General features: G+C 34.5%; 21 protein-coding genes, 2 tRNA genes and 2 pseudogenes. 16 read left to right on the top strand and 9 right to left on the bottom strand.

What is annotated here, in order from left to right:
• The first annotated feature begins 47 nt into the window (after nt 1–47).
• The 3 genes from hemC (at nt 48) to OPR50_RS05050 (ending at nt 2,092) form a co-directional block, all read left to right on the top strand.
• The gene (hemC, locus tag OPR50_RS05060; RefSeq protein ID WP_010962666.1) at nt 48–926 is read left to right on the top strand and encodes a hydroxymethylbilane synthase; all 879 of its coding nucleotides are present in this window, start codon (nt 48–50) and stop codon (nt 924–926) included.
• Nucleotides 917–1,804: a UDP-N-acetylmuramate dehydrogenase gene (gene murB / locus OPR50_RS05055; RefSeq protein WP_174516061.1), complete on the top strand. Its 888-nt coding sequence runs from the start codon at nt 917–919 to the stop codon at nt 1,802–1,804. Before hemC ends, murB begins: the two co-directional genes overlap by 10 nt.
• A gap of 96 nt (nt 1,805–1,900) precedes the next feature.
• Nucleotides 1,901–2,092 (top strand): hypothetical protein, encoded by a 192-nt coding sequence (locus OPR50_RS05050; protein ID WP_265023874.1) that lies wholly within the window; start codon nt 1,901–1,903, stop codon nt 2,090–2,092.
• Nucleotides 2,093–2,206: 114 nt separating this feature from the next.
• On the opposite strand, the gene OPR50_RS05045 is transcribed toward OPR50_RS05050, so the two are convergent.
• The 4 genes from OPR50_RS05045 to OPR50_RS05030 form a co-directional block, all read right to left on the bottom strand.
• A complete protein-coding gene (locus tag OPR50_RS05045) occupies nt 2,207–3,139 on the bottom strand; it encodes an Rpn family recombination-promoting nuclease/putative transposase (protein ID WP_141457147.1) in 933 nt (310 codons plus the stop codon).
• Between the two features lie 306 nt (nt 3,140–3,445).
• On the bottom strand, nt 3,446–5,257 hold the full coding sequence (glmS, locus tag OPR50_RS05040; RefSeq protein ID WP_265024326.1) for a glutamine--fructose-6-phosphate transaminase (isomerizing): 1,812 nt from the start codon (nt 5,255–5,257) through the stop codon (nt 3,446–3,448).
• Nucleotides 5,258–5,337: 80 nt separating this feature from the next.
• Complete coding sequence (gene yajC, locus OPR50_RS05035) at nt 5,338–5,709, bottom strand: preprotein translocase subunit YajC (protein WP_015589055.1); 372 nt, start codon at nt 5,707–5,709, stop codon at nt 5,338–5,340.
• A gap of 137 nt (nt 5,710–5,846) precedes the next feature.
• Nucleotides 5,847–5,923: transfer RNA gene (locus tag OPR50_RS05030), tRNA-Asp, on the bottom strand.
• 191 nt (nt 5,924–6,114) lie between these two features.
• Between OPR50_RS05030 and rpsB the strand changes: the two genes are divergently transcribed.
• The 6 genes from rpsB to OPR50_RS04995 all read left to right on the top strand — a co-directional run bounded on the left by rpsB (nt 6,115) and on the right by OPR50_RS04995 (nt 10,710).
• Nucleotides 6,115–6,963: a 30S ribosomal protein S2 gene (rpsB, locus tag OPR50_RS05025; protein WP_264339433.1), complete on the top strand. Its 849-nt coding sequence runs from the start codon at nt 6,115–6,117 to the stop codon at nt 6,961–6,963.
• Complete coding sequence (gene tsf, locus OPR50_RS05020; RefSeq protein ID WP_264339432.1) at nt 6,944–7,804, top strand: translation elongation factor Ts; 861 nt, start codon at nt 6,944–6,946, stop codon at nt 7,802–7,804. The genes rpsB and tsf overlap by 20 nt, the downstream gene beginning before the upstream one ends.
• 16 nt (nt 7,805–7,820) lie before the next feature.
• Complete coding sequence (pyrH, locus tag OPR50_RS05015) at nt 7,821–8,558, top strand: UMP kinase (RefSeq protein WP_406830263.1); 738 nt, start codon at nt 7,821–7,823, stop codon at nt 8,556–8,558.
• A gap of 7 nt (nt 8,559–8,565) precedes the next feature.
• Nucleotides 8,566–9,123: a ribosome recycling factor gene (gene frr, locus OPR50_RS05010; RefSeq protein ID WP_155968563.1), complete on the top strand. Its 558-nt coding sequence runs from the start codon at nt 8,566–8,568 to the stop codon at nt 9,121–9,123.
• Nucleotides 9,124–9,398: 275 nt separating this feature from the next.
• Entirely contained in the window at nt 9,399–10,094 is a 696-nt protein-coding gene (uppS, locus tag OPR50_RS05000) for a polyprenyl diphosphate synthase (RefSeq protein WP_182309382.1), read from the top strand.
• The gene (locus OPR50_RS04995; protein WP_015589049.1) at nt 10,084–10,710 is read left to right on the top strand and encodes a phosphatidate cytidylyltransferase; all 627 of its coding nucleotides are present in this window, start codon (nt 10,084–10,086) and stop codon (nt 10,708–10,710) included. The genes uppS and OPR50_RS04995 overlap by 11 nt, the downstream gene beginning before the upstream one ends.
• 16 nt (nt 10,711–10,726) lie before the next feature.
• Here OPR50_RS04995 and OPR50_RS04990 read toward each other — a convergent pair whose 3' ends face one another.
• The gene (locus tag OPR50_RS04990) at nt 10,727–10,918 is read right to left on the bottom strand and encodes a zinc-finger domain-containing protein (protein ID WP_006279326.1); all 192 of its coding nucleotides are present in this window, start codon (nt 10,916–10,918) and stop codon (nt 10,727–10,729) included.
• A gap of 68 nt (nt 10,919–10,986) precedes the next feature.
• Nucleotides 10,987–11,493: a pantetheine-phosphate adenylyltransferase gene (coaD, locus tag OPR50_RS04985; RefSeq protein ID WP_015589048.1), complete on the bottom strand. Its 507-nt coding sequence runs from the start codon at nt 11,491–11,493 to the stop codon at nt 10,987–10,989.
• A 79-nt stretch (nt 11,494–11,572) separates the two neighbouring features.
• Between coaD and OPR50_RS04980 the strand changes: the two genes are divergently transcribed.
• The 3 genes and pseudogenes from OPR50_RS04980 to OPR50_RS04970 all read left to right on the top strand — a co-directional run.
• Nucleotides 11,573–11,645 (top strand) — tRNA-Phe (locus OPR50_RS04980).
• Between the two features lie 90 nt (nt 11,646–11,735).
• Nucleotides 11,736–12,737, top strand: a complete 1,002-nt coding sequence (locus OPR50_RS04975; protein ID WP_264339431.1) for a gamma-glutamyl-gamma-aminobutyrate hydrolase family protein — start codon at nt 11,736–11,738, stop codon at nt 12,735–12,737.
• A 221-nt stretch (nt 12,738–12,958) separates the two neighbouring features.
• A pseudogene (locus tag OPR50_RS04970) lies at nt 12,959–13,329 on the top strand (IS4-like element ISWosp8 family transposase); the annotation flags it as partial.
• A 46-nt stretch (nt 13,330–13,375) separates the two neighbouring features.
• Here the strand turns inward: OPR50_RS04970 and OPR50_RS08870 are convergent.
• Nucleotides 13,376–14,453: pseudogene (locus OPR50_RS08870) on the bottom strand (IS3 family transposase).
• A gap of 85 nt (nt 14,454–14,538) precedes the next feature.
• On the opposite strand from OPR50_RS08870, the gene OPR50_RS04955 reads away from it, so the two are divergent.
• A complete protein-coding gene (locus OPR50_RS04955) occupies nt 14,539–15,132 on the top strand; it encodes a hypothetical protein (protein ID WP_231115873.1) in 594 nt (197 codons plus the stop codon).
• 59 nt (nt 15,133–15,191) lie between these two features.
• On the opposite strand, the gene OPR50_RS04950 is transcribed toward OPR50_RS04955, so the two are convergent.
• Complete coding sequence (locus OPR50_RS04950) at nt 15,192–16,517, bottom strand: IS4 family transposase (protein ID WP_265023871.1); 1,326 nt, start codon at nt 16,515–16,517, stop codon at nt 15,192–15,194.
• 225 nt (nt 16,518–16,742) lie between these two features.
• Nucleotides 16,743–17,948: an MFS transporter gene (locus OPR50_RS04945; protein WP_265023872.1), complete on the bottom strand. Its 1,206-nt coding sequence runs from the start codon at nt 17,946–17,948 to the stop codon at nt 16,743–16,745.
• Nucleotides 17,949–18,161: 213 nt separating this feature from the next.
• On the opposite strand from OPR50_RS04945, the gene OPR50_RS04940 reads away from it, so the two are divergent.
• The 3 genes from OPR50_RS04940 (at nt 18,162) to OPR50_RS04930 (ending at nt 21,625) form a co-directional block, all read left to right on the top strand.
• Nucleotides 18,162–18,746, top strand: a complete 585-nt coding sequence (locus tag OPR50_RS04940) for a hypothetical protein (protein ID WP_265024325.1) — start codon at nt 18,162–18,164, stop codon at nt 18,744–18,746.
• Nucleotides 18,747–18,803: 57 nt separating this feature from the next.
• Nucleotides 18,804–20,129 (top strand): IS4 family transposase, encoded by a 1,326-nt coding sequence (locus tag OPR50_RS04935; RefSeq protein WP_265023871.1) that lies wholly within the window; start codon nt 18,804–18,806, stop codon nt 20,127–20,129.
• Nucleotides 20,130–20,524: 395 nt separating this feature from the next.
• Nucleotides 20,525–21,625 (top strand): ATP-binding protein, encoded by a 1,101-nt coding sequence (locus tag OPR50_RS04930; RefSeq protein WP_265023870.1) that lies wholly within the window; start codon nt 20,525–20,527, stop codon nt 21,623–21,625.
• The last annotated feature ends 239 nt before the right edge of the window (nt 21,626–21,864 follow it).

The following is a 21,864-nucleotide window of genomic DNA, read 5'->3' as shown; positions in this document are numbered from 1 at the left end:
TCCAAGTAGTCAGCTACTTGAATGACATCAGACAAACAATCGTACACATGCTAGTCAAAATAGGTACCAGAGGAAGCAAGCTTGCAGTTGCCCAGGCTTTGGAAGCAAAACAAAAGTTGCTGGATTCTTTTCCTAACTTATCTATTGAAATTGTTAAAATAAAAACTTCTGGAGATAAGTATGCAAACGCAAATCTTGCTGAAATAGGAGGCAAAGGATTATTCATTAAAGAAATTGAGACTGAATTGCTCGAAAATAATATAGACATGGCAGTTCATTCGCTAAAAGATATGCCTGCGTTTTTCTCAGGGGGTTTAACAATTCCTTGTGTTTTAGAAAGGCTAAGTTCATGCGATGCGTTTATTTCTCATAAACACAATAGCCTTGAGTCTTTGCCACAGCAGGCTACTATTGCCACTTCTTCAATAAGAAGAAAAGTTCAGTTGTTAAATGTTAGACCAGATTTAAATATAGTACCGCTACGTGGAAATGTAACAACCAGATTGCAAAATCAAAGTTTTGATGGAATAATTCTAGCTGAAGCAGGACTCATAAGATTAGAAAAACATCACTTGATTACAGAGGTATTGCCACCAAAAGTTATGTTAAGTGCAGTGGGGCAGGGGGCGGTTTGTATTCAATGTAGAAGGAATGATGTAAAAATTATCGATCTTTTAGAGAAAATTAATAATAATATGTCTTTTATAGGAGTGAAATCAGAGCGCAGTTTTATGAAGACAGTGAATGGTTCATGTTTTACACCACTTGCAGCTTTGGCTGAATATGTGAGCGAAAATATGCTACACCTTCGTTGTATGTTAGCAAGTGGAAAAAATATATACTTCACTGAGCGCACTTCATTTATAGAAGATGCGGAGAAAATGGGTATGGATGCAGGATTAGAGTTGAAATCAAAATGCTTATAAGCTTACCTAAAGTACGTGGAATCTATCGTTATGATGTCTTAATGTCTAAAGCGACGTGGTTAAATGTTGGTGGACGAGCTGATGTATTATTTAAACCATGTGATATTGAAGATTTAACATACTTGATTAAAAATACTGAACTGCCAGTTAGCGTTATTGGTGCAACATCCAACATAATAGTGCGAGATAGTGGCATTCGAGGAATAACAGTAAAATTAGGTAAGGAGTTTGCATATATTAAAAGTAAGGGTAACAACTCTATTGTAGCTGGGGGAGCTGTGCTGCTCAGCAACCTTGCTCACTTTGCGGGAAATCAGCAGATTAGTGGGTTGGAGTTTCTAGTTGGAATTCCAGGAACAGTTGGTGGCGGAATAGAAATGAATGCAGGTGCATATGGTAGTGATATCGCAAGTGTTGTACAATCCATAAAAGCAGTGAATCTAGAGGATGGAAACCTATATGAGTTCTCCAGCGAAGAAATGGGGTATTTTTACCGTGGACATAGCCTAAAAGGAAATTGGATTTTTGTTGAAGCTGAGTTTAAAGGAGTAAACTCAGAGTATGAGCTTATACTGCAAAGGTTAAAGGAAGTTATTGAGAGGAAAAATAAAAGCCAGCCAATAAGAGGAAAAACTGCTGGGTGCATATTCAAAAATCCAAAAAACTACCGAGCATGGGAGTTAATTGATAAATCTGGCTGCCTAGGGTTAAATATTGGTGGAGCTAGAATCTCTCAGAAACATTGTAACTTCTTGCTCAATTACGATAATGCAACTGCATCTGACTTGGAAAACCTTGGCAACAAAGTAAAAGATGCAGTAAAGGATAAATTTAATGTTGAACTTGAGTGGGAAATAAGGGTTTTGGGTAGCTATTAGATAGTTTTTATAGCTTATGTATATTCGTTCAGGAGAACGGCAAATAAGGTAAACAAGTAATCTAAAAAAATAATCATAGAGAAACCGTGAGGTAATGTGGTTAATCTTGTAGAACTTTGCAAGAATCTAGAGAGAAAAATAGCAAAGTTATACCAATTCTCATTATTAGTGAATCAAATAAGCGATATTGTAGAGTTATTTAATTGTGGAGTGAGAAAGAAAGGCAATAGTATGGCTTTTTTTTCATTGTTATCTATCCGTTTATTGTGCAGTGGGAATTGGTATTAGCTGAACGGACACTATTGTTATACTATATCTTATATACAATTGTGCAATATGGACAATGGCAACAAATTTACTAGCGAAATTCAGTGATTTATGATTGATAATTAAAGTTCTTAATTAGTAACCGTTCACACTTAATTCTTCAATCTCACTAATAGAAAGGCCAGTAAATTTGACAATAGTGTTGACATCAACATTGTTAGCCAGCATTGCTTTTGCGACTTCGATTTTTCCTTCGATTTTTCCTTCAATTTTCCCTTCCTCTTTACCGATTTTGATGCCTCTTTCTTCGCCAATTTGGATGCCTTTTTCAGTAGCAAGGTCAAGTCTGTATTCAAGAATGGCTTCTTCTTTCCGTAGATCCATTATTCTTTCTTCATAAGCTACTAAATCTTTTTCATTCCAGCTAAACCTGTCTAATTCATCGTAGGCTAACTTTATTATTGGTGCTTTTTCTGCTATTTTCCTTAAGTCTTCTTCCGTAGTTTCATCTGCATATTTGAAGAAAAATAACCAACGATCCACTATGCTTTCTAGCTGTTCTTCCTTATTCTTAGGAAATTTAGGTAGTTCAATAAATACAAATTGAAAATCTTTTAAGTCATGCTCATTGGTTTTCTCATCTCTTATAGTGTGGCTGGATATATAATCAAGCTTATCAGGAAATAAATTACAATTAGAGATAGCAATAAAGAAAACCTTCTTTAAATCAATGTACTTACCAGATTTATCAGCTTGCCTTGAGTAAGCCTTAGCAGCATATAGTTGAGCTCGTTTTTCGAAGCCTTTATCGCGAGTGAGCTGCATTTCAATCACATACCTAGCCCCACTAGAGTCCCTGCAAAGAACATCAACTATACTTTGCTTATCAGAGGCAATTTCAGGATCCATTATAGTACTGAGGAATTCCACTTCTTGTATAGTATTTATCTCGGTAAACCCTAAAATATCATTCAAAAAATGTATGAGAATATTCTTATTTTTTTCAGTGCCAAAGATTCTTTTAAAGGTTAAATCCAGCTTAGGGTCGAGAAACTTAGATAAAGCCATAGCCAAAGTGCTTAAAAATATTAATAATTATACACTATTATTAACAATTATTCAACCATATTTTTGAAGATAGCTATGCCGCCGCGAACCGTCATACCGCCGCGGTATCTCTAGATCCCGCTAACAAGCAGCGGGATGACGAATTACTTAACCGTCATACCACCGCGAACCGTCATACCGCCGCGGTATCTCGGCATAGATTCCGCTAATTAGTAGCGGAATGACGATTGTGTATCGTGTTTTGCTAAAAATCACAGAATGCAGTCTGGTTACCTTATTAGAAGTTTAGCTTTAACTTTAAATGGACTACTCAACCGTGACAGACTTAGCTAAATTTCTTGGACAATCTGCATCTAACCCTTTTTTTGCTGCAGTAAAGTAAGCAAGGAATTGCATAGCAACACTGTAGATGATTGGAGAGATAAAATTATCAGTGTCTGGAAGTTGCACCACATCTGCGCAAACTCCCCTTAGGAATGGCGCTCCTTGTTTATCACTGAAGGCAATTACTTTGCCTTTTCTTGCAATAATCTCTTGTATATTAGATAGCGTTTTAAAGAATAAATCATCATAAGGGATAATTGCTATAACAAGCACAGTAGAGTCTATTAAAGCAATAGAACCATGCTTCATTTCTCCCGCTGCAATACCAGTTGTATTGATATATGAAAGCTCTTTTATTTTCAATGCGCCTTCCATTGCAACTCCGTATGAACTTCCTCTGCCGATTAAAATAACGTTATTGTGTTCTAATATACTGCCCGATATATGTTGTATTTTCATCACATTCAAAACGTGCTCAACATACTCGGGAATAGAGTTAATAGCGTTGCTTAGCTGTTTTATTCTCTCTCCACCCAGTATACCTTTTATTTTTCCAAGCTCCACGGCAAAGCATGCTAAAGTTGCAAGTTGCGCAGAAAAGGTTTTTGTTGAAGCAACACCAATTTCTGGCCCAGCAAGAGTATGTAACACAATATCTGAGATCTTTTCAATGCTGCTGCTAAATGTATTAGTTATACTAATGATTGTTTGCTTCTGTGATTTCGCATAACGCAGCGCTTCTATGGTATCTGCAGTTTCGCCAGATTGAGAGATGAATAACCCAATGCTGCCTTCTTCTAGCTTGACGTTGCTATACCTAAATTCTGACGAGATTTCTAGATATACTCGAACTTGAGCGACACTTTCCAGCCAATACTTCGCTATTAGCCCAGCAAAATAAGATGATCCGCATCCAACTATAGTAATGTGATTCAGTTCAGAGAATAATTTTTTGTTGACCTCTTTATATTGCTTGTAAAATTGGTTTATTGTTTTGTTTAATGCACAAGGTTGCTCAAAAATCTCTTTTAACATGAAGCTAGGGTAACCATTTTTGCTAATTAGAAAATCACTTGGACTACTATTTTCTATACTGCGTTTAACTTGTGTACCATTGTTGTATATACTAACTCCACTAGATTTTATCACTGCAATGTCATCATCTTCCAAATGCGATATTCTTTCCACAAATGCACTTAAAGCATTAGAGTCAGATGCAGCAAACACTGTGTTACAGTTATAGCCTATTGCTAAAGGCAAATTTCTCTTCGCAACAAATAAGGCGTCTGGATATTCTGCAAATAATAAGACCAAGGCAAATGAGCCGTGTAGGTTGTTTAAACACTTAAATAGAGAATCAACTGGCGACAATCCTTCATCAAGATATAAGGTTAGCATGTTTGGTATGATCTCTGTGTCAGTGTCAGTATGGAATGACATGCCCCTTTCTTCTAGGCCCTTTTTTAGCAGATTGTAATTCTCAATTATGCCGTTATGAGCAACAACAACGTTATTTGTACGAATGGGGTGAGCATTTTTAAGGCCTGGGACTCCATGTGTAGCCCAGCGAGTATGTGCTATACCAACTGTACTGTGAGACATCTTGCTGTCATCAACAACTTCACATAACCTTTTGACTTTACCTTCTGATTTTTTGACTTCTATCTCGCCTTCATTATTTATGATTGCTATACCTGAAGAGTCATATCCCCTATATTCCAATTTTTGCAACCCAGTTAGTAAAGTTGGTACTACTGAATCACCGCTACTTACTACACCAAATATTCCGCACACAAATGGATCACCAAACAAACTTTTTTCTAAACATGTTAAGCATTTTTGCCTTTATTACTGGTTGATTTATATTCTTTTTATCATTCTTTCGATTTTACCTTTTTAATTGGTTTAGCTGCTACTTTTTGAGTTTCTTTGCTTAAAACCTCAGATATAGCGGACTTTAGAACTTTTATCTCAACTTTTGGTGCTATTTCTATTATAAATTGTGCATTTGCCTCATCAACTTTATTAACTTCACCTATTATTCCACCAGAAGTAATGACTGTATCACCACGTTTTATTTGATCTATCATCTTTCTATGTTCTTTTAGTTTTTTTTGTTGCGGGCGAATAATGAGAAAATAAAATACCACAAATATTAAAATCAATGGAGTAAAACTAGCAAAAGATGCGCCGATACTTGATGTATTGCTAGTTGCATCTGCTGCAAAAACTTCAGAAATGAGCATATTTAATCCTAATTGTTAATGATAAAAACAAACCTATTTAAGTATTAATTACAATACCATGCCATGTCAAGTTTGGTGAAGGCGTTTCTCAATACCGGCAATAATACTGCGAATTCTAAGTTATGCTAAAACTAATATGGCGGGAGTGATGAGACTTGAACTCACGACCTCATGCGTGACAGGCATGCGCTCTAACCAACTGAGCTACACCCCCCTAATTTCTTTTTAGCGTTTTCGGGCTTCAACTTTAAAGCTAATAAACATGTTGCCCTTTGTCAATATTTTTTGTTTGCGCTTTGCTGTCTTTTCTATTACTATGTAAATAATTTAATTTCACACATGGCTTGTACAAGTAGTCCCATTAGGGTTATGCCATGGAAGATAAACTATTTGGAGGAATGATATATGACAAATTTGCCTAAAGTCACTGTGCGTGATTTAGCTGAATCTGGTGTACATTTTGGTCACAAAATTAGTCGCTGGAACGCAAAAATGGCTCCATACATATATGGAGTGCATCAAGAAAATCGTATACATATAATTGATTTGCGAAAAACACTACCATTGCTACAGGTGGCCATGAAGGCTTTATATGACGTTGCATTTCAAGGTGGTCGCATTCTATTTGTTGGTACAAAGTTTCAAGCTTTTGATATTATTGCAAGTGAAGCGATTCGTTGTGGTCAATATTATGTGAATCATCGTTGGCTTGGTGGTATGCTTACTAATTGGGGCACTGTTTCTTCTTCGATAAAAACCTTGATGCAATATGAGAAAATATTAAATGACGAGGATAGCATTTTAACAAAGAAAGAATTGGGAAACATTGAAAAGAAAAAGCAAAAGCTTGATAAGGCGCTTGGCGGTATTAGAGAAATGGGAGCAATTCCTGATATCTTATTCATCATTGATACTAATAAAGAGCATATAGCGGTTAAGGAGGCTAAGAAGTTAGGAATTCCAATAGTTGCAATACTTGATACTAATTCTGATCCAGATGGTATTACTTATCTAATACCTGGAAATGATGACTCAAGGAAATCAATAGAGCTCTATTGTAAATTAGCTACCGACTCTATATTGGCTGGAATAGAGTCTAGTCTAGCAAAATCTGGAGTTAAGGTTGATGATATAAGGGGTGATGAGTTTATTCAAGAAAAAGAAGATGGTATTGTGCAAACTAAAAGGAGACGTAGTAAAGTTTACAAAGAAGAAGAAAGGGAGGTAGTAACAAATGAAGATGAATCCAGATGATATAAGAGAATTACGTGATAGAACAGGGCTTGGCTTAAGTGACTGTAAAAAAGCATTAGAAGAATGTAATGGTGACATTAAGAAAGCCGTTGATAAGTTACGTACAATAGGTCTTGCTAAAGCTGACAAAAAATCTGATAGAGTAGCTTCAGATGGGCTCGTTGCTATGTGTTTGACTGAAAATTGTGGTGTATTGATTGAACTCAATTGCGAAACCGATTTTGTCGCAAGGAATGAGAAATTTATAGAGTTAGTTTTAAATTTAGCATCAATTGCTCATCAAGAACGCTGTACTAGCGTTGATGAGTTAAAAAATGCCAAGTATGAAAGCATTGGCACAGTGCAGGAAGCTATTATGAATGGTACGTCAGTTCTTGGTGAGAAGCTAGAGTTAAGCAAGCTTTGTTACTTAGAAGCTAAGGATGGAGTTATTGCTGGCTACGTACATGGTGATGCGCATGGCTTAGGTAAGATTGGTGCTTTAATTGCATTGCAATCATCTGGTGATAAGGCGAAGCTACAAGAGATTGGGAAACAAATAGCTATGCATGTAGTTGCTATGAAGCCTGAAGCCTTGTCTATAGATGATTTAGATCAAATGAAGTTGAACAACGAACGTTCTATAATTGAAGAGCAAGTGAGGAGCTTAAATAAACCTGAAGAAGTAGCAAAAAAAATAGTAGATGGACGAATGGCTAAGTACTATGAAGAAGTTGTTTTACTGGAGCAAAAATTTATAAAGGATGATAAGATGAAGATTTCTGATTTTATAAAATCAAGCGAGTTGAGTGCTGTTAAACTCTCTAATTACAAGTTACTTGTTTTGGGTGATGCAGATTAAATAGCAAAAAATGTTTATTTCAACAAATGAAAAAAGCGAAATAAAATATTCCAGGGTGTTATTTAAAATCTCTGGTGAGGCTTTGATGGGATCAAAGCAATTTGGTCACGATATGGAGACTATAGGTGAGTTATCTAAAGGCATAGTTGAAGTTTGTAATCTTGGAGTTCAGGTATGTATTGTTGTTGGTGGTGGTAATATCTTTCGTGGCACATCTGCGTCTTTAAGTGGTTGTGAAAGAGCAAGCATTGATTATATTGGAATGCTTGCAACTATAATCAATGCTTTAATTTTACAAAACTTTTTAGAAAAAAATTTAGTAGCTTCTAGGGTATTATCTGCAATACCCATGGCCACTGTATGCGAACCTTACATCAGAAGGAAAGCTATTCGTCATTTAGAAAAAGGTAGAGTGGTAATTTTTGCAGCAGGCACAGGCAACCCATTTTTTACTACAGATACAGCTGCAGCCTTACGTGCTGTTGAAATGAATTGTGATGTTATTCTAAAGGGTACGCAAGTAAATGGTGTATACTCCGCTGATCCGAAAAAAAATGAGGATGCTGTAATGTATGATAGGCTTTCTTACACGGATTTATTGACTCGTGATTTAAAAGTTATGGATGCATCAGCAATTTCACTTGCTCGTGAGAATTCTATTCCAATTATAGTTTTTTCTTTGAAGGGAGAAAAAATAGTCAATATTATTAAGGGTCAAGGTACTTATACTATAGTTTCAGATTGTAAACATTAGGTAATTTATGTTAAATGAAATAAAAGCTAAAACAAAAGAAAGAATGCTAAAAACTATTCAGTCCTTTCATGATGATATTAAAGGCGTACGCACTGGTAGAGCTAGCGCATCGTTGCTTGATGGTATAGTTGTAAATATCTATGGTGGACATCAAAAGTTAAATCAGGTTGCAGGTGTTTCGGTTATAGATAACAAAACCCTATCAATTAAAGTTTGGGACATTAGTGTTGTAGGTGAAGTGAAAAACGCTATATTAAATGCTAACCTGAATTTAAATCCTGTTGTCGAGGGTAGCACCATACGTATAGCTCTTCCGGACTTGACACAAGAAACCCGTGAAAAATTAGTGAAATTATTGCATCAGTTTGCTGAAAATGCACGGATTGCCATTAGAAATATACGTAGAGATATTATGGAAGAAACAGAAAAAATGAAGGAAAATAAAGAAATCTCAGAAGATGATTTTCATGGTGCTAAAAAGGAAATACAAAATATTACTGATAATAATATAAAAAAAATTGATGGTGAATTGTCCATCAAAGAAAAGGATATACTGAATCACTAAATGATATGGAGAAAGCTTACATAGCAAATGATGTCATTCCAGTGCTTGACACTGGAATCCAGTCTTTACTATACAACTATCTGATGCACTTGTTTGAAATCAAATTTCCTGGATCCCAGTGTCGGAGCACTGGGATGACACCAATTTTGCATTCAAGTATCAACTATTGGTGTCACTACAGTAACTCTCTTCCTGTCATGCAAGTAGCTGACACCTTCCAGGTGTCCATTGAAATCCAAAAAATTTCACTCAAGTCAAAATTAGGTTAAATTTAAATGTTGAATCAAGAATCTTTACCGAAACATTTAGCAATTATTATGGATGGTAATGGTAGATGGGCAAACAATCAAGGAAGAGTAAAAATTGATGGTTATAAAAAGGGCAGTGAAGTTGCATACGATATTGCCAAGTATTGTACGGACCTAACCATACCCTACTTAACTTTGTATGCATTCTCTATGGAGAATTGGCTTAGACCCAAAAACGAAACTGACTGTCTATTTGATTTATTTTACTCCGTTTTAACTAATGAAGATAAAGTCAATTTCATTTGCAACTGTAACATTAAGTTGAATTTTATTGGCAATTTAAGTCTGTTATCCAGTAAAATATTGGATCAAATTAAAAAAGCAGAAGAAATGACACATAAGAACGATGGTTTATTACTCACTGTGGCAGTCAGTTACGGAGCAAAGCAAGAAATTACACAAGCTATAAGCAATATTATAAAAGAAAATATTGCTTATGTATCAGAAGAGGAATTTGAAAAATTTCTGTATACTAAAGATTTGCCAAAATTGGATTTATTAATTCGCACTGGCGGCGAAAAAAGGTTAAGCAACTTTTTATTATGGCAAGCAGCTTATGCTGAATTGTATTTTTGTGATACTTTATGGCCTGATTTTTCTTGTCAAGATTTGAGTAAAGCATTAGAAGATTATATAAAAAGAGAGAAAAAATATGGTAGATAATAATTTTATAATTAGAATGTTGTCCTCAATAGTAATATTATTCATATTTTCCTTTGCTACATATTTTAGTGATTTATCGTTTTACCTATTGATTTTTTCAATAGCAGTTTTATCTTCTTTTGAATGGTATAATCTAACCCAAGGAAATAAAATTTTATACGTTTTTGCATTATTATTGATTGCACTACCAAGCGCCTCATTAATATATTTATATAATCTACCACAGGGAAAATACGCATTAGTATGGTTCGTCTTAACCATTTGGGGAATTGACGTTACTGCCTACCTATTTGGCAAGAATTTTGGTGGAGCTAAAATTTGCCCAATTCTTAGCCCTGGAAAAACTTGGACAGGACTTCTTGGTGCGATTTTAGCTGGAGTAGTGTGCACAATTTTTGGATCAATATTTTTTGGTCTATTTTCAATTTTTTATTCTCCAATCATTGGCCTTGCAATTGCTATTCTAGCGCAACTTGGCGATTTCACTGAGTCGCTTGTTAAAAGAGCTTACGGTGTTAAAGATAGTGGAAATATGATACCTGGCCATGGGGGAGTGCTCGACCGTATGGACAGTTTCATTTTTACTGCCCCTCTTATTGCTATTTACATAAGCTAAGTCTGCAGAAGTGCCATTAGAGCTCATCCCTAGTCAGCTCCCCAACCGCTTCTACAGTGCAGTCATGGACAAACGTCTTTTCACAATAAGGGCAGGCTATTTCCTCTTCTTCTCCCATATCTAAATATATTAATGGATGGCCGGAACCCTCATCATTCTCATCACCATGACAACAAACTTTTCTATTATTAACCCTCACTTTTGACATGCTGCTCCTTTAGCTTATAACATTTTATATATTGAATATACCCATTCAGAAATAAAAAACAACAAGCACTATTCTCCATTTTTTATCCTATTCAGGTTAATCAATTCGTTTTGAACACCTTTTGATACAAATTTGCTAACATCTTCTCCTAATCTTGCTATTTCCTTTACAAAGCTTGATGAGATAAATTGAGTATCTTCAGAAGCGGGAAGAAATATGGTTTCGATTTCAGGAAGAAGTTTATAATTTACCCAACTCATTTGAAACTCGTAATCAAAATCCGACACTGCTCTTAATCCTCTAATAATAACAGAAGCATTCTGCTCTTTGGCAAACTTCACTAGCAACCCATTAAAAGATATAACATCTGCATCAATTCCTAGTCCTTTGATTTCATTTTCAGCCATGCTTGTGCGTAGCTTTGTGTCAAAGGCAGTATGCTTATTAACGTTTTCTGCAACTCCTATTATTAATTTATCGACTAGTTTACACGCTCTTTTGATTATGTCAATATGCCCAAAAGTTATAGGGTCAAATGTGCCAGGGTAGATTCCTATTTTGTCATTAATGTTCATCCTTTATTTTTATAAACTACTTTAAAAACTTTTGATAGACATAATAACATTTTTTATCTAAAAATAAAAGTATACAGTTGGCCTGATAGCTCAGTTGGTAGAGCAAAGGACTGAAAATCCTTGTGTCGCTGGTTCGATTCCTGCTCAGGCCACCTTCTCTTTCTTACCAAATTTACCTTTTTGTTGTAAAACGTTCTATAATATGTTATGATATTGATATAAGTGTTGAGAGGGTAAACTATATGTATAGATATTATAGCAGAATATTTAATATCTTATTAATTATAGTTCTATTATTAAGCAATATTACTTATGCTGGCGTTAGTGAAAAACCGGCATCTCAACATGTAACCAGAAAAGAAGAACCAGCGTCAACTGTCTTGACGGCAGAAAATACAGTAAATAATGACGTAGTTGTTGGTTTGTTGAAAACGGAAGAAGCACATGAACTTGGGCTATCTCAAAATATCTATGAGATGTTTAATAACTTTGTGGTTAAGACTGTACTGATTGATTATAATAAGATAATTAGCCTTAAAAAAATTCAGACAGAGTCACTTAATCTCGCAAAACAAGATAAAACATTGGCAAAAAAGCTAACATTAGACCGAATAAAAGTTGAAGTTGCACAATTCATTAAAGAGCACAAAATAAATAGGATATTTATTCCGGATAATTTACATTCAGCACCCACTCCTTATCGCCAGCTTGTTACTGAAGCAATTGTAAAAATAGTTGATGATAACCCTGCAATTCATTTACTTGGCATATGTGAAGGCATAATGAATGCAAAGGGAATTGAAGTAGTGAGTGTTGTGAGTGATGAAGAGAAGCAAAGATCTCATTTAAAATCAGCACCTAATCCACAGAAAGAGGATGTACCTCTCCAGCAGATAAAGATCGTTCCAAATAGTCGTTTAGCAGAAGTAGTAGCCAAATTCCTAATACCTAATGAAAATGGCTGGTTTTCAACATATTTTCCAGATGCTCATTCAGGAGCAGTAGGTAATACACCAGAAAATAGAAGAAAATTGGAGTCACTTGGATATAAAGTTGCAGCATTTTCCAGTGAGGGGGTAATAGAGGCTATTGAAGATAAGCATGGTAATGTTCACTTTCAAAGTCATCCAGAAGCCCTTGTTGTGAAGTCAGATAAAAACCTCTATTTATCAAATCACAAGGAACGTCAAGTGTCTACACTAGTTGCTATAGCGATTATGAATGATTTTCTTTATCGTGCTTAATGGCTATAGCTTTAGGCTTACCGACGATTTGATAAACGATAGATTTGTCATGTATCCGTTCAGGCAATGGCGTCAACTTAAGGAAAAATATCAGCGATAGTGTATAAAATTTCTCTCCAAATTTTTTATCATTAAATTATCCAAAGAGTGCAAGGGACAGCACTTTTGTTTCTATTTTATTGCAACAAAAAAGTTTAAAATGTGTCTTTTTTAGGTGAGGCATGCAAAAAGGAAAAGATCTTATCTTACAAATTAAAAATGCAATATACTCGAAAACTTTTCAGAAAATCCATTGTGTTGAGTTTTACACGAACAAGCTTTTTCGACAGTATTTTCTATGATTTTAAAGTTAGTTAAAAAAAGTTTGGGAATAGAATGTAAACTTATGGAGCCATTGACATGTACCCTCAAAGCAAGCTTTTTCTAAAGCAAGGTATAAGATTTGCCATACAGGCTTTCAAGAATTTAAGCATCCAAACAGCCTATCAGGATGAACCTGAGTTGGAGAGGCTATAGACTTATTGCAGCAGATGGTTCTGGTATGAGATTACCCAGCTCTGGAGAAATTGTATCCGAGTTTGAACCAAATGGAAACTGACCTTACCCAGAAAAAGTGGAGAGAAAGTTTGGAATGTTTTTCACAAAGAGAATGATGAATCAAAATGCTCAGGAATGCAATAGTTAATAGTGACGTTGTTTGTTATAAAAAATTTCTATGTATTCAAATATTGCAGTTCTAGTTTGTTGAGCAGAGTGTTGTGAAGTATCAATAAGTATTTCTCTTTTCAATGAGCTAAAGAAGCTTTCCACAACAGAATTGTCGTAACAACAACCTTTATAACTCATCTATGTTTTTTATGGATAAGAGATATTGATAACCTTGCGAAGTATATTGTGAACCTTGATCACTATGTAATAGTAGATTTTTGGCAGGTTTACGCTTGTTAACGGCCATTAATAAAGAGTCCATAACCAATTGTTTATTTATTGAACTGCTCATTAACTACCATGCGTGAATATAGATCGATTATTGTTGCCAAATATAGCCATCCTTCTTTGGTTTTTATATAAGTAATCCCATACTTTATTTGGTTGATCGACAATAAAGTTTTGGTCTAATATATTGGGAGCTACTGTCCGTTTGTTGTTTCTTAATTTTAAATTTTCTTCTCAATATAGCCTGAATACCATTTTTCTGCATAATACTTTGCACTGTTTTTAAGTTGCAACTTTTACCCAAAGCCTTCAATTCAGCATGAATTTTAGGAGTTCCATATCTACATTTAGAAACTTGATATATTTTTTGAATAGCTGCGAGTAGCTCTTTATTTGCTGATTCTCTACTGCTTATTTTTCTTGTGGTCCACTTATAGTAGCCACTAGCAGAAAATCCTACATAATTCCTGTACTTTATAGCAGTTACTATATAAAAAAATATTTTACTCTTTTTGACTGGCCAGGGCTTTTTTTTAAATGTCTCTTTCCCTTGTTACTCTTGCTTTGTAAATCAAACCTCTCTTTGTCATAAGGTGCTACATCTGGAAATGCATTTGCCGCTGACTTTTTTTCGTTATATTTCTTCATCCATTTTCCTAATACACTATCCCTTATTCCTAGATCTCTTGCTACTTTTGCAACTGGTTGACCTACCTTTCTTTGTTCATTTGCCAGCTTAACAGCTTCCAATTTGAATTCTGCCGTATATTCTCTTGCCATTTCTAATCCTCCAAAATTTTATTTTACCCGAAAAAACTCCTTTCTTTCTCTCCACTTTTTCTGGGTAAGGTCAGTATGGGAAAAGGTGAAAGATGTACTAAAAAACCCAGAGATGATAAAAAAGGAATACCAACGTAGAGTATTAGAAAATAAAAATGATGAATCATCAGAGAAAAAGTTTGCAAGAAGAGAAAATCAAATAAAAGAAGGTATCGAAAAATTAATGGAAGATTATTATAGTCAAGAAAATGCAGGAGAGAAAGGATATATAAGCGAGGAAGAATTTAAACAGACAATGAGAAAAATGAAAGAACGCTTACAAGGGATAGAAGAAGAGAAAAAAAAGGTAGTTGATCAGAAGGCAGTAGAAAAAGGAATAAGTCTTATTATAAATAGCATAAAGAATTTTTATTCTAGTGTAAAATCGAACCTGGAACAGCTAGATTGGCAAACTAAGCGCGGCATTATTAAAGCATTAATAGGACAAATTAACATTGGTTGTGATCAGGTAGAAGTAGGATTTCAGATCGAAGAACCAGCACAGGATGGGGGAATTCTTAATTTGTATCATTGTACCACACATCGTAATAAGGGGGTTGGCAAAATGTGTCAAGCAAGTTTTTTCGTTTCTATAAATCTGGATTTCAGCGTTATGCGATGGAATGACAACGTGAGGTAAATTTTTCAACATCCCAAAATTACAGAATTCAGTCTGTTTAATTAAGCATACGCGTCAAGTTAAGAGATTGTGAGCAAATTTAGAGAGGTTAAAGTGGATACTCTAGCCCTTCTACGTTTGTCTTTTAATGAAAATCGCGACCAAGTTATAGTGAGTTTTTTAAGAAATGCTTTTAAACTATTAATTTTGGTTAATACTAAAAATAACTCTCTAACCCGCCTTTTTAGCTCAATAAATGCCTTTGTTAAGCTAAGTTCTGTATTCTTTTTCACTTCTGTGCAACCAACTATGCCGTGAAATATAAGAATTGCGCACAATTTAGCATATAGTTCACATAATACTCTGCATGGCTTTCCTTTTAGCTTATCAAGCCTGATATGGCTTTTATACAATTTAAATAATAACTCAATTTGCCACCTTACTCTGTAAATCGTTAATACTTGCTCAGCACTAATTTTATTTTCTGGAACATTAGTTATAAATATTGACCAGTTCAACAATTTTTGATTTCTTTTAGAGGATGTATATCCCTGCGATCTTGCTAATCTATTAGCTTTCCTTCTTCTGGCCATAGACTGTTCTTCAGTTAGTTTCTGACATATAATTCTTACTCTAATTTTTGCTTCTTTTCCTAACAATACCTCGTTTTCTAAAAATAACTTATCCTCTAAACATTCTAATAACTCCATTTTTTGATTTGTTTCTACATCATATATGTTGGTATCGGATTTATAACGACTTATGAAATAAGCTCCTATTTCATTGATTTGTTTAAAAGAACTTGGCACAAAATAACCGAGATCAGATATTAGCAAATCATTGCTTAATATATTACTTAAATGTTTCCTATATCCCTGGTCTGATCTTACCCCCTCCGTTAAATTAAGTTGGTCTATTATCTGATTCATGTAGTCGAAAACTAATTGTAACTTTATTCCAGACTTAGTATTGCTTTCATAGCCACTGTAGCTAGTACCATAACCTTTATACATCTCTTCCATACTGTTAGGTAGAGTAATATAGCTACTGTCCAATAATTTAACACTATTAAATTGCTGTAAGATTTTGCAATCAACTTGCAAGATATTTTTAAAGAGAATCACAGATTCATTATACATCCTTTTCATAAATTCCACTGCTTCTTCAGTAAATCTAAAATCCAAACCTTGTTTTGTTATATCTATCGAGTCCTCGTTTAGTAATTGACACATTGTTTCTACGCTACAATTATCAACTCCTATATTACCCAAGACCATGGCTTTTACGAATGATGAACCTTTTAGCTTTCTCTTTCTTTTTATAAACCTTGTTGTAATTGAGATTTTCTCTGCTTTTTCATTAAAAATTTCTTTGAGCTTTTTTGATAAGCAAGTTATTTTATTCATTGGTTCTCTCACTAAAAGTATATCTGGGAGAACTTATACCTTATTATTCTATCTCTTTCATACCTTTATTTCCTTAACTTGACGCGTATGGGAATGACAGCAGTCCTACGTCATACCGTCACGGTATCTCTAGATCCCGCTAACAAGCAGCGGGATGACGGTTGTCAGGGTGTCAGCTACTTAGATGAAACCCTTTCCCGGTCTATCAAATCACATAGGAGAAAACTAAGACCAATCAAATTTCTTATCTTGCGGTTTTATTTGCAATATTGCTACCACACTGATCAATAAGCAAAAGACTACATAAAGCCCAGCGGCAAAGTTTACTTGAGGAAATGTTATAGTAAACCAAGTGCATATCATAGGAGTAAATCCTCCATGTAACGCATAAGAGATGTTACGTGATAAACTCACTCCACTAAATCTAACATTGGTAGGAAAAAGTTCAGCAGCAACTATTCCTATAGGATTTATACCCCTTTCTATTATAGAAAGAGCCATTACACCAAGCATAATTATAAGATAACTTTTATAGTAGTATGCAGTAGATAACACAGGACAACACAGTACCATTGTGATCACTGTAAATAAGATTGCAGTGCGCTCTTTTCCTACTTTATCAGCTAACATTCCGAGCGCTATTGAAGATATCGGCATTAATATACTGGTTATAATGAGCACAATTTCATTGACATATGTTGTTACATACGTCTCAACCGACACTATTTCTTTTGCAATTGTTCGAAGAAATATGGTAAATCCAACAACAACATTAACAGGTACAGATATTAAAATAGCAAGTATCAGAGCTCTCTTGTAGCGTTTTATAAGCTCTATTATTGGCAAATCAGATAAATTCCTTTGTTTTCGATTTTCTTCATATGCTGGAGTTTCTCCTAATGTGTATACACTATATGCGCTGATTAACCCCAAAACAAATGAAAAAGTAAACGGCAACCTCCAACCCCAAGCGTTAAAATCAGTGTTTTTTTTGCAGATGATCACTACAATCACAGAGAGCAAGATGCCAATGGAGCGACCAAAACTTATTATTCCAAAAAACATTCCTAGTTTTTTCTTATTAGGTAAATGCTCTATGAGATAAACAGAACTGCCTCCTTGTTCAGCGCCAAGCGCAATCCCTTGTGTCACATGGATTGCAAGAAGCAATATAGTAGAAGTTATACCTATTTTGCTATAACTTGGAATAAACGCAACGAGACTAGACGGAATCGATATTAGCAAGATAGCAATCGTTAATGCCATTCTCCTTCCATACCTGTCACCAATGTGACCAAATATGAATGCGCCAAGTGGCCTTACCATAGCACCCAGTCCTGCAATTCCAAACAATTGCAGTATTCTGTTGTAAACATCTTTTGCACAACAAAACTCTCTACTAATTATGTTAACCAGATCGATAAAGAGCATATGGTCATACCATATTGCGATTCTGCAGAGAATAGCTGATGTCAACACCCTTGTTTGCACTAAATTTAATTTGTAAATGTTTGCTTATTTCATTGTGGCTGCTTTTTGGGATTTTGCAACCTAAGGTGTGGGTTGACTTTTTTATTATGGTGTGTGAAACTAAAATGTTATTAACATAGGGACAAAGTTATGGTGGGTGTAATTTATTTAGCGATGCTGGGCGTGGCAGCAATAATAGGAGCTATAATAGGCACTTTAATAGGTCTCTTACTAAGTTTCACTAGTCTTTCACCTCTGATAATAGGCGGAACTGTTGGAGCCATCTATGTAGTGCCATTAATTGCAGCTTTCATAACAATTCTTTTGTATCCAATTCCATATGAGCGTCATAGCGGGTTAACATTAAAAGAAACTGCGTGTCTAGCTGGCTTGTTTATTGGAAGTGTTGCAGCCGGAGTTGGCCTTGTTGCATGTGGCTTGACTCCAATAATTAAAGTAGATTCTTTATCGTCTTTATCAACTACAGTTAGTTCTTTGTTAGCTATGGGAGCTACAATACCAGTACTTCTGATTGCAACTGCAATTGGAGTAGCTATTGTAATCGAGCTCGCTAAGCAAGCTAAGGAGTACATATCAGGTAAAATAATGCAAGCAGAAAAAGAACCTGTGACTGATACACATGAAGAACCAGGCTCTAAAATGGAAGAAGCAAAAGAAGAAAAAACTGCTAGAAATAAGCAGGCAGTACGGGAATGTTCAAAAAACCATACGCGTCAAGTTAAGGAAATAAAGGTATGAAAGAGATAGAATAATAAGGTATAAGTTCTCCCAGATATACTTTTAGTGAGAGAACCAATGAATAAAATAACTTGCTTATCAAAAAAGCTCAAAGAAATTTTTAATGAAAAAGCAGAGAAAATCTCAATTACAACAAGGTTTATAAAAAGAAAGAGAAAGCTAAAAGGTTCATCATTCGTAAAAGCCATGGTCTTGGGTAATATAGGAGTTGATAATTGTAGCGTAGAAACAATGTGTCAATTACTAAACGAGGACTCGATAGATATAACAAAACAAGGTTTGGATTTTAGATTTACTGAAGAAGCAGTGGAATTTATGAAAAGGATGTATAATGAATCTGTGATTCTCTTTAAAAATATCTTGCAAGTTGATTGCAAAATCTTACAGCAATTTAATAGTGTTAAATTATTGGACAGTAGCTATATTACTCTACCTAACAGTATGGAAGAGATGTATAAAGGTTATGGTACTAGCTACAGTGGCTATGAAAGCAATACTAAGTCTGGAATAAAGTTACAATTAGTTTTCGACTACATGAATCAGATAATAGACCAACTTAATTTGACGGAGGGGGTAAGATCAGACCAGGGATATAGGAAACATTTAAGTAATATATTAAGCAATGATTTGCTAATATCTGATCTCGGTTATTTTGTGCCAAGTTCTTTTAAACAAATCAATGAAATAGGAGCTTATTTCATAAGTCGTTATAAATCCGATACCAACATATATGATGTAGAAACAAATCAAAAAATGGAGTTATTAGAATGTTTAGAGGATAAGTTATTTTTAGAAAACGAGGTATTGTTAGGAAAAGAAGCAAAAATTAGAGTAAGAATTATATGTCAGAAACTAACTGAAGAACAGTCTATGGCCAGAAGAAGGAAAGCTAATAGATTAGCAAGATCGCAGGGATATACATCCTCTAAAAGAAATCAAAAATTGTTGAACTGGTCAATATTTATAACTAATGTTCCAGAAAATAAAATTAGTGCTGAGCAAGTATTAACGATTTACAGAGTAAGGTGGCAAATTGAGTTATTATTTAAATTGTATAAAAGCCATATCAGGCTTGATAAGCTAAAAGGAAAGCCATGCAGAGTATTATGTGAACTATATGCTAAATTGTGCGCAATTCTTATATTTCACGGCATAGTTGGTTGCACAGAAGTGAAAAAGAATACAGAACTTAGCTTAACAAAGGCATTTATTGAGCTAAAAAGGCGGGTTAGAGAGTTATTTTTAGTATTAACCAAAATTAATAGTTTAAAAGCATTTCTTAAAAAACTCACTATAACTTGGTCGCGATTTTCATTAAAAGACAAACGTAGAAGGGCTAGAGTATCCACTTTAACCTCTCTAAATTTGCTCACAATCTCTTAACTTGACGCGTATGGTTCAAAAAACTCACCTCAACCTGGTTAAAATTTTCCTTAAAAGACAAATACAGAAAAACAAGAATATCAATAGCTTATTGTTTTAGCATTTACGATAAAGCAGTAAGCATTTTAAGACTAGTTACTAATTTAGTAAAATTCAAGACTTTCAATAATTTACCTAAAATCTAATCCAGAATTCGGGTTAATAATAAAATCTTGTTTTTTGAAAATGAATTTGGTAAACTTTAAAGATGTATGTGACAATATGGTGATATATTGTTTTTAGTATTTAATAAATTAAAGTACGTACTTGATAATTTTTCTGAACGCTCTAATCAAGCTAAAATAGGTAAGCTAGATAAAATTATTCTTAGTTTAAAATTGGTATAAGGTATTAAGATGAAAAAAATTGAAATTTCAGAATTACTAAAAAGAATTTCAATCTGTTTACTATGCGTGGCAACTATTGTCTCTATCGCTTTTTTGTTTGCCTATATGCATACAATGTTGCTTAGTAAAGGGTATGAGTTAGCTGCACATTATGTTAGTGAAGCTATGCCTTGTGTGTTACTTGTCGTTCTCCTTTTTATTGTTTGGTTTGTATATGATCAAGTATTCAGCAAACTAAAGGAAGTAGAGCTGCCTATATCGATAGAATTAGCTAATTCAGATGATAAAAGAATAACATTTGCTGATGCTATAATTGATGACTCCTTAAAACAACGGTTGCAGATGATTTGCTGTGACCAAATGACAGAAGAAATGCGCAAGCTGTTTGGAAATAAAAGTATTAATTCACTAAGAGGTTACATATTATATGGCCCTCCTGGAAATGGTAAAACACTTATCGCTCGTGCAATTGCAGGTGAATCAAATATGAATTTCATAAGCATCTCAGGTCCTGAACTTATTGGAGTATATATTGGTCATGGTGCACATGCTGTACGCGAGCTTTTTAAAATAGCAAAAAAATATTCTCCTTGTATAGTCTTTATAGATGAAATAGATGCAGTTGCTCAAAAAAGAAGTACCGCTAATAACTCAGCTTACCATTGTCGAGAGAGTTTAACACAGTTGTTAACTGAAATAGATGGATTTAAGAGCAGAAAAGATATAATAGTAATTGGTGCAACTAACCTTATCGGTGGTATAGATCCAGCACTTATTAGACCTGGACGTTTAGGTCAGAAGGTTTATGTCCCTAATCCAAACATAGAGGTGAGACAAAAGATATTGGCACTTTATATGCGAGGTACAAAAACTGATGAAAAGCTAAGCCTCCAAGACATTGCAGACAAGAATGAAGGCTATTCTGGGGCTGAGTTAGAGCAATTAGTGAATGAAGCAAAAATTAGCGCTGGTGCGCAAAGACGGCTTATAGTGAGTAAGGAAGATTTCAGTTACGCGCTTCACAGGTTAAGTCCAGAACAAGAAAGAGATAGAATAAAGTTAGTTTCAAACGCGAAGACACAGATAGAAGAAACTTCTTTTATACGGTAAACATAAAAATTGAAATTATAGAAGTGTAGCTGAGCCAACCTTCGTTATTCTTATTATTACCCACAAATAAAGACATGGTATTGCATTTACTCAAATAATTTAATTTTATTAACCTGAAAGCTTATTGGATTAAAATTATTAAATTAAGAGTTATAATTTTAGCAACTAAAAGCTGTAAATTGCACCATATAAACAGTTATTTCAAGCAAAAGTTATACTGACCTTAGCCAGAAAAAGTG

This window comes from Wolbachia endosymbiont (group A) of Epagoge grotiana (assembly GCF_947251775.1).
In the GTDB taxonomy this organism is placed as follows: domain Bacteria; phylum Pseudomonadota; class Alphaproteobacteria; order Rickettsiales; family Anaplasmataceae; genus Wolbachia; species Wolbachia pipientis.
This window is presented reverse-complemented; position numbering and strand designations above follow the sequence as displayed.